Raw genomic sequence first — 15,186 nt, 5'->3', positions numbered from 1 at the left:
GCATTTCCCCATGATCGTCAACAGTCTGCGCAGGTCACCCCAGCCGCCTTGAAGCCGAGCCTGAGAGGGCAACAGACGAGCAGGCTTGGAGGGCGTCACGCGGTTTCCCGTCCCGTCAACCGTGATCGCTTGACCCACACGCCCGGCCCTCGGGAGCATCAACCCAGACGCGAGGCACTGACAGCGGCATGGGAGGGGAACCCAGACCATGAAGGTCACCAAGCTGGTCAGCACCTGCGACATCAAGGACTGCCCTACGATCTACGCGACGGATCGCGGCACTTTCCTGGTGCAGGGCGAGACGCCAACGGACCACGGGCTCCAGATTCCCGCTCACGAAACCCTGGTCGAGATTCCGATGGAACTGCTCCAGAAGGCCATCCGTGACAAGCTCATCTAAGACCCTCGGCGACCTCTTCGACTCGTTCCAGCGTGAGGCTTTCCGTCTGGAAACCCTGGACGACTACAGCAAGTCCGGGAACGTCGACGCATATCACGCCTACCTGGCCGGGGAGCCGCAGCCCGAGGACTACAACGCAGGATGGGTGGAAGAACTCCGCTCGCACACCGAGAACGGGAAGCGGGTGTATCGGGTGCACATTCTGTCGCGCCCGCTCACAGACTATCTTTTGTTCGAACTCGGGTGGGGCTACCGGAAGAACATGACCGGAGGTGAAGAGTTCTTCATCCTCGACGTCACCGAGGAACCCAATCCCCTGGCCGGCGTACCGGACTTCTGGTGCTTCGATTCCGAGTCCGTGGCCGTGATGAAATATGACGGGGCAGGAAAGTACCTGGGCTCGGAAGTGCTGGAGCCGGAACAGGTGGCAGAGTTCACCAGGTACCGCGACATGGCACTCGCCCATGCGGAACCATTTACCGAATGGTGGGCCAAGTACGGGGCGTGAACAGAGCACAGCTTGGGGCCGCGCTGCGGGCGCTGCGAATGGCATCTGGAAAAGAAGCCAAGGCAGTGGCCCGCAGCGCCCTCATGTCTCCGTCCAAGCTGTCCAAGATCGAGAATGCCAAGCTCGCACCGAGCGCCACGGATGTTGAACGCATCCTGACCGCCATCGGCGTATCGGATGAAGTCAAGGCCGAGTACACGGAGGCTGCCCGCGCGTCCGCGACCGAAGCTACAGCGTGGCGGCTGCTGAAGCGCATCGGCGTCCACAAGGGGCAGCAAGCCGCCAAGGCCCTGGAAGCCCAGATGTCGACGCTGCGGCTCTTTCAACCGGCACTGATCCCCGGCCTGCTCCAAACCCCGGAGTACATCCGGGCCGTTCTGAAACGGCACAACCTGGGTGAAGACGCCCTCACGCGCACAATCAGCGGAAGGCTCGAACGGCAAGCGGTTCTGTACGACAGCACGAAATCACTTCAGTTCGTCATCACGGAACCGGCACTAAGGTGGAGAATCGTCCCACCGCAGATGATGGCGGCGCAGCTCGACCGCATCGCCTCCATATCGCGCCTGCCTCACGTGGATGTGCGAGTGGTGCCGCTGGCGATTCAGCAACACGACATCGCCAATCACGCGTTCGTTATCCGCGATGACCACATGGTGACGATAGAGACCGTGCACGCTGAAGTGGTCGTTACGGACCCGAGAGACGTTGGGCTGTACGTAGATAAGTTCAATGGGTTCGCGGCCGTAGCTCTGTCGGGGGACAGAATGCGAGGCCTACTCGAAGACATTCGCAACGACTTTTTGCGGGAACAGGAAACAGCCTAGAGGCGCGCCCCCGGCCAGCCGAAGATGGCGTCATGGGGAGCGAAGAGAGAACTTCCGATCCGGAGTCGACCGCATCGGCAATTAGCCTGATGAACGGGACAAGTGAGCCGTCCCCTAAGCCCGGATGCCGTACGTGCCTCTCGCTGTCGGTGGCTCGCGAGAACGCGCGATCCGCAGGGAACTACAGCGGGGTTTCAGACGGCAACGTAAGGCTCCGCCGCCACCAAGCCGAGGTACACGCGTGACGCGTAAGGGAGCGGCGCAGCGTCTCTTCGCTGACCGGCCGCTGATGACGATGCGCGTTTCCCGTGACTCCGGGCGATCGCGGGGGCCCGAGCAGGCAGTATCCGCGAGCGATGATCTGGCACCTCTCATGACTTCCGCGTGGCCGCCGTGCGAGTGCACGCGGTGCGCCGAGTACGGCAAGCGTTCCAACCGCTGAAGCGCGGCTCTCCCCCTTTGACTCCCGCCCGTTCGGGCGGCGACGGCCAGCCATGGCCGTGATCAGTTAGCAGGAAGGTGCAGTGATGCAGAACGGAACCGACCTGTACGCGCTCGACATCAGCGGGGCCTCGTTCGTCCAGGCGTGCGGCGGCCCCTGCACGGAGGGGTGCGTGACCCTGGCCCGGATCGGCGACGGTCTCTGGGCGCTCGGTGACAGCAAGCGGCCGAGTGCGGAGCCGCTGCGGTTCACCACGGAGGAGCTGAGCGCGGCCGGCATCGACCCGGCGCGCTTCGGCCTGAACATCTGATCCCCCCTCCCGCCAGTCGGGCCGGGAACATCCCCCGTCCCTGGGTCCGGCCCGGCTGGCACCACTCGAACGGGAACGACTGGTGCACCACCACGGCTACCTATGGACCGGGCCGAAAGAGCGCTTCGACAACGAGGCTCTACGACGTCCCCCGCACCCTGACCCACCCCCGGCCGGCAGCAAGCCGGAACTGATCCAGCGTTACCGCGAGGCCGCCCTAGAGTTCCCCACATCGGACCTCCCGCCTCTCGAAACGGCGTACTGGCTTATCAAGCCCCCTTCAGCGGTTCGAGGCACCTGGGATGAGGCAAAGGAGGCGGCATCATGGCTCGGTGAGCGGCTGGCCGAGTACGCATCTCGGTTCGCGTCGGAAAGGTACCGCGACACCACGGGCCTGGCCCGGATAGTGCATGCTGCTGCCGAAGAACTGCACTCAGGTGCTGATGTGTCATACGGCTTCTACCTAGAACGCCCCTGCTACCTGTCCCTGGCAGTTGTGACCTGCTCCCCGAACCGTTATCACGCTGCCCTGGGCTGCCCGATCGCGACGTCGAACTAACAAAGCAAAGCGTCTTCACATACTGGGCCCACCTCAAAGGGCGGGGCAATTCAGTAAACGGAATATACAATTGCCTGGGGTAATGCCCGCCTGAAATTTATTAGGACCCACCGGGGGTGCCTCCCTTGGATCATGTACGGGTATCGATTTTCCTGCGAAGAAGAAGGAGCCGACCCTCAGGCTGAGGCGCTCTCCCTAGATACCCGCTGCCGCACACAGAGGCATCCTTAAGCCTTCTGCGCCCTCGCTTCAGCCTTATTACACAGCGAATTAACCGCCCCGCCGGGAGATGAATGACTCAATGTGTGAGCTCGCCGCACTTTTTGGTTGACCCATCACGCATGAGGTCCGACGGCACCTGCTTTATTCGCAGGCAGGACTTTATACACATTCTCCTGAGAACCATGGCAACTTACGCTCGATCACCTGCTCTCATCTCCAAAGAACCCGTGACCGACTCTTCCCCAGAAATCTGCCAGTTCGCGCCAGAAGTACTTTTGTTTGTAGCCGCGAATCAACGGGAAGTACATGTCCGACAATTGAAAACACCACTTGGGCGAGTTGATGGGACGGTTGGGGTTGTCTGGATTCCAAACGATGAGAGCCTTCTCCCTGAATTCATGAAGGGTGCGCCGACGAATCGTCTCTCTGGTGTTCGGCTTGTAGTGAACCCCATAGAATTCTCCGATCCACCGCATAGCATCAACCGTCTGCCGCACTGGTCGCTCCACCTGATGCCAATCCCTATCTGGAGTTAAATTGAGCAAGGACAAGAAAATGAGTCCAGAGCGCTCACCTGTAGCTTCATCCAGGAAGCCAAGGATTCGGAGAAGTTCACGCGCCTCTCGAAGCCTCACATGAGCTGAAGTTCCAGAAGGAAGGACACTCCGTTCCTGGGTCTCGACCTCTTGGGAGCGGGCCGATGGTTGGGGCGGCGAAGCCAGGGCTCGTTGTTGCGCCGCCAACTTCGCGAGTGTCTCCTCTGTCCGGCCTCTAAGCTCCAACCACTCCGCGACCTCTCCGCCCCATGCTTTGACCGTGCGCTCCAAGGCGTCTCTTCCTGGAAGTTGCTTCCCAGCCAGCCATGCGTAGTACGTCGTGGGTGAGATGCCCACTCGTTGGCACGTCGCCTTGGTGTCCCCTGCTGTCCCGGCCGCGTCCCTGAGTTGCCTCAGTCGCAGGGCGAACACATGCAGAGGGTTCTCTGCGTCGAGCGGCTCCAGTCGTCGCCCCATGTAGTCCCCCATACTCCTGCGAAGTCCTGCATAGTCCTGTGATTTATCGAGGTAGTCCGGAATGCTAGTTCAGCAGCCGGCCTGCACGGAAGCTGAGTGTGTTCATCTCGCTTGTGTGCAACGGAGGTTGAAGTGGGACTGCCCCTCTACGTCAGGCTGCTGCTTATCCTGGCGGCGGTGCTGGCAGCGATCATTGTCGGCATGGTGGCCGGCCTACTCGCTCGGTGGGAAGGAGCCCGCACGCCAGCCTGCATCCGAGGCGGTTCAGCCGCGGCTGGCGCCGCACTGACGCTCTTCCTCCTAGTGCTGACGAGCCTCCGCGCCCTCGGCTGACCCGCCGATAACGACGGGGCAGTTGTACACGGCTAGCGGGGGCACATGCCATGGGCGCGCGCTCCCTCGCCAGTTGGTACGAGACTCCCCTGAGTCTCGTTGGCAACCGGTTGCCTAACTCTACTTTCCTTGGCTGGTCGAGACTCCCAAGAGTCTCCGCCAGAAAGAAACAACAGCCCGCCCCTCTGATGGGGCGGGCATGTTCTATTAGATGTTGTATTGGATGTTCAATGAAATGTTTGGAGGGGTGACCTCCCCCTATCCAAGGGGCTCGAACACCCCTACCCAAGAGGGTAAAAGACCCCTACCTATCGAGCGGGAAGCCCCGGCTTACTTGGGTCTGCCGATCCGATAGACCTTGGTGCCGGAGGTGGCCCCGGCCTTTGGAGTTGTCCAACCGTCGTGGCGGATCAACTTCTTCTCCTCAAGGAGTCTGAGCCGCTTCCGTACGTCGCGACGGTCATCCTCGTTTCATCCGCGAGGGTGCCGACCGAGGCTGAACAACCGTGACTGTTCGGCCCGCAGTGCAGGGCAACGGCGGTGGCCAAGGTGCGGTTCGCGTGAGGCAGGTCTGAGGCCAGCACATGCCCGATGAAGTCGTAGTGGCGCGTCGTCATGTCCTCCCACCTGTCTTCGCGCTCCGCGCTGGCCGGCGGGGACGGACGGTGAAGAGAACCGTCTCCCGCCTCCCTGGAGCGCTCCTCCCCATCCTGACGACGTTGCATTTCCCACGGAGCCTCGCCACCGAAAGGGTCGAAGGGGTCGACAGCCCAAGAGTCGCTGTCTGGAGTCTTCTGGCGCATCACATGGCCTCCCGGTCGTCCAGCCAGCAGTCCAGATCGGCAGGACGGCATCGAAGCGACTGCCCTACCTTCCTGAACGGGATCTTCTCGTTTCTCCAGTTCTCATACACCCACGACCGAGGCTTGTTCAGGTACTCGGCCACGTCGCCAACAGTCATCAGCTTGGTCAATCAACTCTCCAGACAAAGAAAGCCCCCGAGTCATCTCGGGGGCCATTGCGATGCGGGATTAGGAATTTGGGCCGTGCAGGCTACGCTTCCGCAGACGGCATGCACTTCAAGATCGCCAATGCCTTCTCAGTCAGCTCCCCTCCGGCCTTTCCTGCGACGGTGCTGAGGTAGCCCTCGCGCCGTGTCTTCTTCAAGTGGTCCTTGACGGTCTCTGGCTGACGGCCGATGAGCCGCGCCAGATGTCGCACGGGGGCCACAGCCCCTGTGTCCGCCAGGGCCTTATAAGTAGCCGCGAGCAAAACCAAGTACCTCTCCGAGACCCCTTCATTGGCCAGCAGAAGCCCCGCCGCCTCACCAGACTCGCTCAGCTTCTTGGCCGTGTTTTCAAGAGTGCTCTGGGCCTCCGGCGCCATCTTGGCAAGGTTCAAAGCCGCCGCGAGGTCGAGCCTGCGCAGCACGGTCGTGGAGATGCCCCGTGCCACGTCACGTGCGGGCGCATCGGCAGCCGGCTCGATGGTGATGCGCTGGGGGCCACCCGTCACAGTCCCCACGGGCCACCACATCCGGACCGTCCACCCCCCTTGCTGCTGCTCGATCTCAAAGCCGCTCTCATCTGCTCGCATACCCTCACCATACACCACTCTGAGTGACCCACCCAGGGTTGACAACTCAGGGTGGCCAAGTTCAGTCTGAGGTCAGATGCTCCCGGCGCACCGGTCGAGCACTCCCCTTGAACAGAAAGGCCAGCACCTCCGTGGCTAGAGCTTGGGTTGCGCGGTCGAAGGACGACCCGAAGAAGTGGACGACGTTCTGGTACGACCCGGACGGCAAGCAGCGGCAGAAGACGTTCGAGACCAAGAAGCGGGCTGATGACCAGCGCAAGCGCAAGGAGCAGGAACTCGACGCCGGGACCTACCTGGACGACCGGTTGGGCAAGCAGCCGGTGACGGCGGTATGGGAGCAGTGGACGAATCAGAGGAAGCTGGAGAACAGCACCAAGAAGCAGTACCGGTCGATCCTCAACACGACCATTGAGCCGTTCTTCAAGGCCCGTTCCATCGTGTCCCTGAAGATCGCTGACGTTGAGCAGTGGCTCTTGTGGATGGAGCAGGATCGGAAGCTGTCCGCCCGGACTCGGCGTCAGCGGTTCTCGTTCTTCTCCGGGATGATGGACTGGGCTGTCGCCAACGAGATCATCGGCCGGAACCCATGCAAGGAGGTCAAGGGCGCGGGCAGTCGCGCCAAGGAGATCCGGGAGCACAAGAGCACCGCTCGACGGCTCACGACGCGGGAAGTACTGGCGATGCTGGATGCAGCCCCACCGCGTTACCGCGCGATGCTCTGGCTCATGGCTGGATGCGGCCTGCGGCTGGGTGAGGCCATGGCGGTGTCCCGCGATCAGATCGACTTCAAGGCCGAGACGCTTCGGGTCGACTTCCAGATTGCGGAGGACGGAGACACCGAGTCGGGGAAGAACAGCGCGATCCAGCGTCGGCACATCAAGGCTCGTGACGAAGGCGAGCCAGGGCGTACCGTCCCCCTCCCGCCGAACGTCGCCTTCGAGCTTCGGCGGCACATCAAGAACCACGGCGTATGGGGGCCTGAGCGGCTTCTCTTCCCCAACGTGACGCGGACTGGATACCTCTACGCGTCGTACTTCTACCCGAAGATCTGGATGGAGGCTCTGGGGAAGGGACAGGTGAAGTACTGCAAGACGCACTCACTCCGGCACTACTACGGGTCGCGGCTGCTGTACGCCGGAGTCCCCGAGAACGATGTGGCCGACTGGATGGGCCACAGCAGTACGGACGTGCTGAGGGAGCACTACCACTACATCTTCGAAGGGGCCGAGCAGCGCGGCCGGGCCGCCATCGCAACGATGTTGACGCCCGGCGCTGACGATCCCACGGAGGCATCAGAGGTCGCCTGAACCACCTACGACAACAGCCCCCGGCCACGCGCCGGGGGCTGTGCTGTTTACGCAGGTCAGAGGCCGTTTCCAGCCAGGCGTCTACCCAGGATTTCCCCAGCATGACGCCCAGGAACGGGCCTGATCGGGCCGCAACGGACAGGAAGCCGTGACTGACTCGCCGGGCCGTCGAAACAGCTTCTGACCTGCAAAAACCCTGCTAGGGAAGGTTCCTTGCCATCACGATCCGCTGAACTTGGTTCGTGCCCTCATAAATCTGGGTGATCTTGGCGTCCCGCATCATCCGCTCCAGCGGGTAGTCGCGGGTGTAGCCGTAGCCGCCGAGCAGCTGGACCGCGTCCGTGGTGATCTCCATGGCGGCGTCCGAGGCGTAGCACTTGGCCGCGGCGCCGAAGAAGGTCAGGTCCTCGCCCTTGCCGCCGGCCGAGATCCGCTCGGAGCGGGCCGCCGCGGCGTAGGTGAGCTGACGGGCCGCCTCCAGCTTCATCGCCATGTCGGCGAGCATGAACTGGATGCCCTGGAAGTCGCCGATCGGCTTGCCGAACTGCTTGCGCTCCTGGACGTAGCCCTTGGCGTAGTCCAGCGCGCCCTGGGCGATGCCGAGCGCCTGGGCCGCGATGGTGATGCGGGTGTGGTCCAGGGTCTTCATGGCCGTGGCGAAGCCGGTGCCCTCCTCGCCGATCATGCGGTCGGCGGGGATGCGGACGTTGTCGAGGTAGACCTCGCGGGTCGGGGAGCCCTTGATGCCGAGCTTCTTCTCCGGGGCGCCGAAGGAGACGCCCTCGTCGCCCTTCTCGACGACGAAGGCCGAGATGCCCCGGGAGCGCTTCTCCGGGTCGGTGACCGCCATCACCGTGTAGTACTCGCTGACGCCGGCGTTGGTGATCCAGCGCTTGACGCCGTTGAGGACGTAGTCATCGCCGTCGCGGACGGCCTTGGTCTTCATGCCGGCCGCGTCGGAACCGGCGTCCGGCTCGCTCAGGCAGTACGAGAACATCGCGTCGCCGCCCGCGAGCGGACCGAGGTACTTCTTCTTCAGCTCCTCGGAGCCGGAGAGGATCACCGGCAGCGAGCCGAGCTTGTTGACGGCAGGTATGAGGGAGGACGAGGCGCAGACCCGGGCGACCTCCTCGATCACGATGACGGTCGCCAGCGCGTCGGCGCCGGCACCGCCGTAGGACTCCGGTACGTGGACGGCGTGCAGGTCGTTGGCGACCAGCGCGTCGAGCGCCTCCTGCGGGAAGCGGGCCTCCTCGTCCACCGCGGCGGCGAACGGCGCGATCTTCGCCTCGGCGAGCGAGCGCACCGACTCGCGGAGCATGTCGTGCTCCTCGGACGGCCGGTACAGATCGAAATCAGCGGTTCCCGCCACTAACTCTCACTCCCCTGTGAGCTCCGGCAGTGCTAACTACCGTTAAGTAACCCTTTACCTCTCCGGATTCTAGGCGCCGGGCCCGGCCTGCGGATACGTGAGGTTGCCGACAGTTACGGTCCTGCCCACCGCGCGACTGGAGTAGGCCATTCCCCTCGCGACTATGCTCGGTCCGGCCGTTTTCGTCAGCATGCGTCTGGAGCACCCATGGCCCTCAAGATCACCGTGATCGGCACCGGCTACCTCGGCGCCACCCACGCCGCAGCCATGGCCGAGCTCGGCTTCGAGGTGCTCGGGCTGGACGTGGTCCCCGAGAAGATCGAGATGCTGCAGCGCGGCGAGGTCCCGATGTACGAGCCGGGCCTTGCGGAGCTGCTGCGCCGCCACGTCGCCGGCATCGAGGGCTCCACCGGGCGGCTGCGCTTCACCACCTCCTACGAGGAGGCCGGCGCGTTCGGCGACGTCCACTTCGTCTGCGTGAACACCCCGCAGAAGCACGGCGAGTACGCCTGCGACATGAGTTACGTGGACAGCGCCTTCGACGCGCTGGCGCCGCATCTGACCCGGCCCACGCTGGTCGTCGGCAAGTCGACGGTGCCGGTGGGCAGCGCGGCCCGGCTCGCCGAGCGGCTGGCGGCCGCCGCCCCGGCCGGCCCGGCGGCCGAGCTCGCCTGGAACCCGGAGTTCCTGCGCGAGGGCTTCGCCGTCCAGGACACCCTGCACCCCGACCGGATCGTCGTCGGTGTGGCCGGCGAGAAGGCCGAGGAGCTGCTGCGCGAGGTCTACGCCAAGCCGATCGCCGAGGGCTCTCCGTTCATCGTCATGGACTACCCGACGGCCGAGCTGGTGAAGACCTCCGCCAACTCCTTCCTGGCGACGAAGATCTCCTTCATCAACGCGATGGCCGAGGTCTGCGAGGCGGCCGACGGCGACGTGGTGAAGCTCGCCGAGGCGATCGGGCACGACGAGCGGATCGGCAAGAAGTTCCTGCGGGCCGGCATCGGCTTCGGCGGCGGCTGCCTGCCGAAGGACCTGCGGGCGTTCATGGCCCGCGCCGGTGAGCTGGGCGCCGACCAGGCCCTGACCTTCCTGCGCGAGATCGACTCGATCAACATGCGGCGCCGCGGCCACATGGTCGAGCTGGCCCGGGACGCGGTGGGCGGCGGCTTCCTCGGCAAGCGGGTCGCCGTCCTCGGCGCGACCTTCAAGCCGGACTCCGACGACGTACGGGACTCCCCCGCGCTCAACGTCGCCGGCCAGATCCACCTCCAGGGCGGCCAGGTCACCGTCTACGACCCCAAGGGCATGGAGAACGCCCGCCGGCTCTTCCCGACGCTGGGCTACGCGGACACCGCCCTGGAGGCGGTGCGCGGCGCGGACGTGGTGCTGCACCTGACGGAGTGGCGCGAGTTCCGCGAGCTGGACCCGGCAGCACTGGCCGAGGTCACCGCCGAACGCCGCATCCTGGACGGCCGCAACGCCCTCGACCCCCAACTCTGGCGCAAGGCAGGCTGGACCTACCGAGCGCTGGGGCGGCCTCGGGCTTAATCTCCCCCAGACTTCGTCCTCCGGTCCACCCCTCCCGTGAGTGGGAGTTTCCAAGCTGGTCGGGGGCGGCCCTGACCCGATACCTGCGCGCCCGTAGGCGTTACCTGCACCCCCACCGGCCTCAACTTCCCCCCAACGGGAGGGGACGGGCCGGAGGGGCCGGTTGTGTGGACGTAAAGCGTCAGCAGTCCACACAACCGGCCCCGGAGGCCCGCCACCGCACCCAACAACCACCCAGCCCGCCGCAGGCGCCACGGCGAGACGACCCACGGCGGGACAGCCAAGTACGTGGGGATCAGCGCTACACGCGCTTCGCGCGATACGTCCGCATCTTCGCCCGACTCCCGCAGACCGCCATCGTGCACCAGCGGCCGCGGGCGGCCGGGCTGCGGTCGTAGAAGGCCCAGCGGCAGTCGTGGGCCTCGCAGGCCTTGAGGCGGGTCCAGGTACCGTCGGCGACCGCGGTCGCCACGGCGGCGGCGATGTGGGCGGTGAGGTGGGCGGTGCCCCGGAGGCCGTCGGCGGGGCGGAGCGCGGGGTGGCCGTCTTCGGCCACGGCCAGCACCAGGGGGGCTTCGGCCAGCAGCCGGTTCAGCGTGCGGGCGGCCGGAGTGGGGAGTGGGCTGCCCTCGGTGTGGGCCAGGCAGGCCGCGCGCAGTGCCTCTCGTAGCTGCTGGAGGCCGGTCAACCCGTCGTCGTCCAGGGCGAGTTCGGGGAGCCCGTGGTCGCGCAGGAAGGCGCGCGGACCGCCGTCCGCACACAGCGTGTCCGCGCCGGTCTCGATGTCGAGGGTGTTCACCAGGTCCTGTACGAGGAGCAGGGAATCCGGGGCCGTTCGGGATGCCACCTTGCAATGTTACCGATAGCTGCCATCATGCAGTAACGAAGTTACCGGTTGGACGCGCATGGAGGTAACGTCATGATCACGCTCGGTGTCACCGTGCTGGACTGTCCCGACCACGCCGCGCTCGCGGAGTTCTACGCGCAGATGCTCGGCTGGCGGGTGACGGAGGGCGCGGACGACGACTGGATCGAGGTCGCCGGGCCGAACGGGCGCACGTTGGCCTTCCAGCGGGTGGAGAGCGGCTACCGGCCGCCGCAGTGGCCGGGCCAGGACGTGCCGCAGCAGCTCCACCTGGACTTCGACGTGGCCCGGGCGGACATCGACGAGGCCGAGCGCAAGGTCGTCGGGCTGGGCGCGAAGCTCGTGCAGCACGACGAAGGGGTGCGCGACTTCCGGGTCTATCTCGACCCCGCCGGGCACCCCTTCTGCCTCTGCCTCAAGTAACGGCCGCGGTCAGCCGTCCAGTTGGCCGATCGTCGCGTGGGACGGGCCGCGCCGCTGCCGCTCGGCGCGCGCCACGTCCTCCGCGGCCCGCAGCGTGCGGACCGCGTTCTGCCAGGTCAGCTTGGCCAGGTCGGCCTCGGACCAGTTGCGGTCCAGCAGTTCGGCGATCAGGTTCGGGTAGCCCGCGACGTCCGCCAGGTCGTCGGGGGTGAAGGCGGTGCCGTCGAAGTCGCCGCCGATGCCGATGTGGTCGACGCCGGCGACCTCGCGCATGTGGTCGAGGTGGTCGGCGACGGTCGCCGCGGTGGCCCTCGGCCGCGGGTTGGCGGCCTCGAAGGCCCGGTGGACCGCCATGCCCTCCTCCGTGGTGTCGAGGTGGTGCAGGCCGTGGGCGCGCATGTTCTCGTCGGCCCGCCGCGTCCACTCCACCGCCTCGGGCAGCACGAACTTCGGCACGAAGGTGGCCATCGCGATGCCGCCGTTGGCGGGCAGCTGGGCCAGCACGTCGTCGGGGACGTTGCGCGGGTGGTCGCAGACGGCCCGCGCGGAGGAGTGCGAGAAGATCACCGGCGCGGTGCTGACCCGCAGGGCGTCGCGCATGGTGTCCGCGGAGACGTGCGAGAGGTCGACCAGCATCCCGCAGCGGTTCATCTCCCGGACGACCTCCTCGCCGAAGGCGGACAGGCCGTCGTGGCGCGGCTCGTCGGTCGCCGAGTCCGCCCAGTCGATGGTGTCGTTGTGGGTGAGCGTCATGTAGCGCACGCCCAGTTGGTGCAGGGTGCGCAGGGTGGCGAGCGAGTTGTTGATGGAGTGGCCGCCCTCGGCGCCCATCAGGGAGGCGATCCGGCCCTCGGCGCGGGCCGCCTCGATGTCGTCGGCGGTGTGTGCCAGGCGCAGCGCGTCGGGGTAGCGGGCGACCAACTGCCGTACCGCGTCGATCTGTTCGAGGGTGGCGCTGACCGCGGTGTCGCCGGCGTAGTCGGCGCGTACGTACACCGACCAGAACTGCGCGCCGACCCCGCCGGCCCGCAGCCGCGGCAGGTCGGTGTGCAGGGTGGCGGACTGGTCGGTGGCGATGTCCCGCCGGTCGAGGTCGTAGCGGACCTGCTCGCGCAGCGCCCACGGCAGGTCGTTGTGGCCGTCGACGACGGGCCAGCGGGTGAGCAGCTCCCGGGCGGTCTCCCGGGAGCTGCTCACTTGGCGCCCCCGAAGCCGAAGCCGCCCGGGGTGGCGACCTTGTTGCGCAGCCGGCGGCCCTTCTCGGTGGCCTGTTCGTTGAGCTCCTGCTGGAACTCCCGCATCCGGGCCTGGAGTTCGGGGTCGTGCGCGGCGAGCATCCGGGCGGCGAGCAGCCCGGCGTTGCGGGCCCCGCCGACGGAGACGGTGGCGACCGGCACGCCGGCCGGCATCTGCACGATGGACAGGAGGGAGTCCATGCCGTCCAGGTACTTGAGCGGTACGGGGACGCCGATGACGGGCAGCGGGGTGACCGAGGCGAGCATTCCGGGGAGGTGGGCCGCGCCGCCCGCGCCGGCGATGATCACCTTCAGGCCGCGGTCGGCCGCGCCCTCGCCGTACGCGATCATCTCGCGGGGCATCCGGTGGGCGGAGACGACGTCGACCTCGTGGGGCACCTCGAACTCGGCGAGGGCCTGGGCGGCGGCCTCCATGACGGGCCAGTCCGAGTCGGAGCCCATGACGATGCCGACCAGGGGGCTTGCAGGGGAAGTCATTCGGTGATCGTTCCTCGCAGGTAGCCGGCGGCGTGCGCGGCGCGCTCGCGCACATCCGCCAGGTCGTCGCCGTAGGTGTTGACGTGCCCGACCTTACGGCCGGGCTTCACGTCCTTGCCGTACATATGGATCTTCAGCTGCGGGTCCCGCGCCATGCAATGCAGATACGCGTAGTACATGTCGGGGTAGTCGCCGCCGAGGACGTTGGCCATCACCGTCCAGCGGGCGCGCGGGCGCGGGTCGCCGAGCGGGAGGTCGAGCACGGCACGGACGTGGTTGGCGAACTGCGAGGTGATCGCGCCGTCCTGGGTCCAGTGGCCGGAGTTGTGCGGGCGCATGGCGAGCTCGTTGACGAGGATCCGGCCGTCGGCGGTCTCGAAGAGCTCGACGGCCAGGTGGCCGACGACGCCGAGTTCCTGGCCGATCCGCAGCGCGAGTTCCTGGGCCTGGCCGGCCAGCTCGGGGTCGAGGTCGGGCGCCGGGGCGATCACCGTGTCGCAGACGCCGTCGACCTGGATGGACTCCACGACCGGATAGGCGACGGCCTGGCCGTGCGGGGAGCGGACGATGTTGGCCGCGAGTTCGCGGGCGAAATCGACCTTTTCCTCCGCAAGGACGGGCACCCCGGCACGGAACGGCTCGGCGGCCTCCTTGGAGGATCGCACGACCCAGACACCCTTGCCGTCATAGCCCCCGCGGACGGTCTTGAGGACCACGGGAAACCCGTCACCCTCCGCCGCGAACCGCACCACGTCCTCGGGGTCCGAGACGATGCGGTGGCGCGGGCAGGGCGCGCCGATCGCGTCCAGCTTCGCCCGCATCACGCCCTTGTCCTGGGCGTGCACCAGCGCGTCGGGACCGGGGCGGACGGGGATGCCGTCGGCCTCCAGGGCCCGCAAATGCTCGGTGGGGACGTGCTCGTGATCGAAGGTGATCACGTCGCAGCCGCGGGCGAAGGCACGCAGGGTGTCGAGATCGCGGTAGTCGCCGATGACGACTTCGCTGACCACCTGGGCCGCCGAATCCTGCGGTGTGTCACTGAGGAGCTTGAACTTGATGCCGAGGGGGATACCCGCCTCGTGGGTCATACGGGCGAGCTGGCCGCCGCCGACCATGCCGACTACCGGGAACGTCACGCCCCCCAGGGTATCCGTAAGCCATCGTTCCGCCTGACCCGACCTTGGATGATCCTCTGAGTTCGCACGTTCGAAGATCGCCGGTGGAAGATCACCACCGGCCGTGGGTCCCGGGCCGGGGCAGCCGGTACGGGGCGGTGCCCGGTGCCCGGCGCGGGCCCGGCGAAGGGGAGGCCGGATGGAGAACAGCGACATATCCAGGGGCGGCAGGAGGCTGGTGATCGCCATCGCGATCGCCGCGCTGCTGATCGCCCTGCACTCGGTTTTCAGCCAATTGTCCGGGCCGAAGGTCTACGGGCCGGACGACACCGAGATCGCGGTGTCCGCCGGCGACCGCTTCAGCGTGGCGGTCGCCGACGACCCCGGCGGCTTCCGCTGGGTCGTCGCCGCGCCCCGGCCCGACCCGGCCGTGCTGCGGCCCGCCGGCGCCCACGAGGCGAACGGCAGCACCGGCCCGGCCCGCTACCTCGACTTCGAGGCGGTCCGGCCGGGGCGTACGGACTTACGTCTGGTGCGCTGTCGGCGCTGCTCGGCGGGGGCGGCCGACGAACCGGGGGCCCGCACCCTCAACTTCCGCGTCACGGTCGGCTGA

The 15,186-nt window shown here is 66.6% G+C and carries 17 protein-coding genes; 9 read left to right on the top strand and 8 right to left on the bottom strand.

Going from position 1 to position 15,186, the window contains the following annotated elements:
- Positions 1–208: 208 nt before the first annotated feature.
- The 5 genes from V2J85_RS36995 to V2J85_RS36975 all read left to right on the top strand — a co-directional run bounded on the left by V2J85_RS36995 (position 209) and on the right by V2J85_RS36975 (position 3,046).
- Positions 209–400 carry a hypothetical protein gene (locus V2J85_RS36995; RefSeq protein ID WP_065960306.1) on the top strand — a complete coding sequence of 64 codons (192 nt, stop codon included), beginning with the start codon at positions 209–211 and terminating at the stop codon, positions 398–400.
- The gene (locus V2J85_RS36990; protein WP_261951106.1) at positions 384–908 is read left to right on the top strand and encodes a DUF6879 family protein; all 525 of its coding nucleotides are present in this window, start codon (positions 384–386) and stop codon (positions 906–908) included. Before V2J85_RS36995 ends, V2J85_RS36990 begins: the two co-directional genes overlap by 17 nt.
- On the top strand, positions 905–1,735 hold the full coding sequence (locus V2J85_RS36985; protein WP_261951105.1) for a helix-turn-helix domain-containing protein: 831 nt from the start codon (positions 905–907) through the stop codon (positions 1,733–1,735). Before V2J85_RS36990 ends, V2J85_RS36985 begins: the two co-directional genes overlap by 4 nt.
- A gap of 527 nt (positions 1,736–2,262) precedes the next feature.
- Entirely contained in the window at positions 2,263–2,487 is a 225-nt protein-coding gene (locus V2J85_RS36980) for a DUF397 domain-containing protein (protein WP_261951104.1), read from the top strand.
- 82 nt (positions 2,488–2,569) lie between these two features.
- Positions 2,570–3,046, top strand: coding sequence for a hypothetical protein (locus V2J85_RS36975; RefSeq protein WP_261951103.1), 477 nt, complete (start codon positions 2,570–2,572; stop codon positions 3,044–3,046).
- 422 nt (positions 3,047–3,468) lie between these two features.
- Here V2J85_RS36975 and V2J85_RS36970 read toward each other — a convergent pair whose 3' ends face one another.
- From V2J85_RS36970 to V2J85_RS36960, 3 genes are all read right to left on the bottom strand, one after another.
- Complete coding sequence (locus V2J85_RS36970) at positions 3,469–4,095, bottom strand: hypothetical protein (RefSeq protein WP_261951102.1); 627 nt, start codon at positions 4,093–4,095, stop codon at positions 3,469–3,471.
- Positions 4,096–5,416: 1,321 nt separating this feature from the next.
- On the bottom strand, positions 5,417–5,587 hold the full coding sequence (locus V2J85_RS36965) for a helix-turn-helix domain-containing protein (protein WP_261951101.1): 171 nt from the start codon (positions 5,585–5,587) through the stop codon (positions 5,417–5,419).
- 80 nt (positions 5,588–5,667) lie between these two features.
- On the bottom strand, positions 5,668–6,210 hold the full coding sequence (locus V2J85_RS36960) for a hypothetical protein (protein ID WP_330824029.1): 543 nt from the start codon (positions 6,208–6,210) through the stop codon (positions 5,668–5,670).
- Positions 6,211–6,341: 131 nt separating this feature from the next.
- Between V2J85_RS36960 and V2J85_RS36955 the strand changes: the two genes are divergently transcribed.
- Positions 6,342–7,517, top strand: a complete 1,176-nt coding sequence (locus V2J85_RS36955; protein ID WP_261951099.1) for a tyrosine-type recombinase/integrase — start codon at positions 6,342–6,344, stop codon at positions 7,515–7,517.
- A gap of 199 nt (positions 7,518–7,716) precedes the next feature.
- On the opposite strand, the gene V2J85_RS36950 is transcribed toward V2J85_RS36955, so the two are convergent.
- Positions 7,717–8,889: an acyl-CoA dehydrogenase gene (locus V2J85_RS36950; protein ID WP_261951098.1), complete on the bottom strand. Its 1,173-nt coding sequence runs from the start codon at positions 8,887–8,889 to the stop codon at positions 7,717–7,719.
- Positions 8,890–9,096: 207 nt separating this feature from the next.
- On the opposite strand from V2J85_RS36950, the gene V2J85_RS36945 reads away from it, so the two are divergent.
- The gene (locus tag V2J85_RS36945) at positions 9,097–10,437 is read left to right on the top strand and encodes a UDP-glucose dehydrogenase family protein (RefSeq protein ID WP_261951097.1); all 1,341 of its coding nucleotides are present in this window, start codon (positions 9,097–9,099) and stop codon (positions 10,435–10,437) included.
- Between the two features lie 301 nt (positions 10,438–10,738).
- Here V2J85_RS36945 and V2J85_RS36940 read toward each other — a convergent pair whose 3' ends face one another.
- Positions 10,739–11,284 carry a CGNR zinc finger domain-containing protein gene (locus V2J85_RS36940; RefSeq protein ID WP_330824028.1) on the bottom strand — a complete coding sequence of 182 codons (546 nt, stop codon included), beginning with the start codon at positions 11,282–11,284 and terminating at the stop codon, positions 10,739–10,741.
- A gap of 72 nt (positions 11,285–11,356) precedes the next feature.
- On the opposite strand from V2J85_RS36940, the gene V2J85_RS36935 reads away from it, so the two are divergent.
- Positions 11,357–11,725, top strand: coding sequence for a VOC family protein (locus tag V2J85_RS36935; RefSeq protein WP_261951095.1), 369 nt, complete (start codon positions 11,357–11,359; stop codon positions 11,723–11,725).
- A 9-nt stretch (positions 11,726–11,734) separates the two neighbouring features.
- Here V2J85_RS36935 and V2J85_RS36930 read toward each other — a convergent pair whose 3' ends face one another.
- The 3 genes from V2J85_RS36930 to V2J85_RS36920 are packed head-to-tail and all read right to left on the bottom strand — an operon-like array spanning position 11,735 to position 14,594.
- Positions 11,735–12,922, bottom strand: a complete 1,188-nt coding sequence (locus V2J85_RS36930) for a dipeptidase (protein ID WP_330824027.1) — start codon at positions 12,920–12,922, stop codon at positions 11,735–11,737.
- Positions 12,919–13,458 (bottom strand): 5-(carboxyamino)imidazole ribonucleotide mutase, encoded by a 540-nt coding sequence (purE, locus tag V2J85_RS36925; RefSeq protein WP_261951093.1) that lies wholly within the window; start codon positions 13,456–13,458, stop codon positions 12,919–12,921. Before purE ends, V2J85_RS36930 begins: the two co-directional genes overlap by 4 nt.
- Positions 13,455–14,594, bottom strand: a complete 1,140-nt coding sequence (locus V2J85_RS36920; RefSeq protein WP_315975376.1) for a 5-(carboxyamino)imidazole ribonucleotide synthase — start codon at positions 14,592–14,594, stop codon at positions 13,455–13,457. Before V2J85_RS36920 ends, purE begins: the two co-directional genes overlap by 4 nt.
- A 178-nt stretch (positions 14,595–14,772) precedes the next feature.
- Here V2J85_RS36920 and V2J85_RS36915 point away from each other — a divergent pair, with 178 nt between their 5' ends.
- Complete coding sequence (locus tag V2J85_RS36915; RefSeq protein ID WP_330824026.1) at positions 14,773–15,186, top strand: protease inhibitor I42 family protein; 414 nt, start codon at positions 14,773–14,775, stop codon at positions 15,184–15,186.

The organism is Streptomyces bugieae (genome assembly GCF_036352915.1).
Classification (GTDB): Bacteria; Actinomycetota; Actinomycetes; order Streptomycetales; family Streptomycetaceae; genus Streptomyces; species Streptomyces endophytica.
This window is presented reverse-complemented; position numbering and strand designations above follow the sequence as displayed.

Bases quoted from the DNA above. Each gene is read 5' to 3' on its own strand.
- V2J85_RS36995 (WP_065960306.1), top strand. From the start codon at position 209: ATGAAGGTCACCAAGCTGGTCAGCACCTGCGACATCAAGGACTGCCCT.
- V2J85_RS36980 (WP_261951104.1), top strand. From the start codon at position 2,263: ATGCAGAACGGAACCGACCTGTACGCGCTCGACATCAGCGGGGCCTCG.
- V2J85_RS36960 (WP_330824029.1), bottom strand. From the start codon at position 6,210: ATGCGAGCAGATGAGAGCGGCTTTGAGATCGAGCAGCAGCAAGGGGGG.
- V2J85_RS36945 (WP_261951097.1), top strand. From the start codon at position 9,097: ATGGCCCTCAAGATCACCGTGATCGGCACCGGCTACCTCGGCGCCACC.
- V2J85_RS36935 (WP_261951095.1), top strand. From the start codon at position 11,357: ATGATCACGCTCGGTGTCACCGTGCTGGACTGTCCCGACCACGCCGCG.
- purE (WP_261951093.1), bottom strand. From the start codon at position 13,458: ATGACTTCCCCTGCAAGCCCCCTGGTCGGCATCGTCATGGGCTCCGAC.
- V2J85_RS36915 (WP_330824026.1), top strand. From the start codon at position 14,773: ATGGAGAACAGCGACATATCCAGGGGCGGCAGGAGGCTGGTGATCGCC.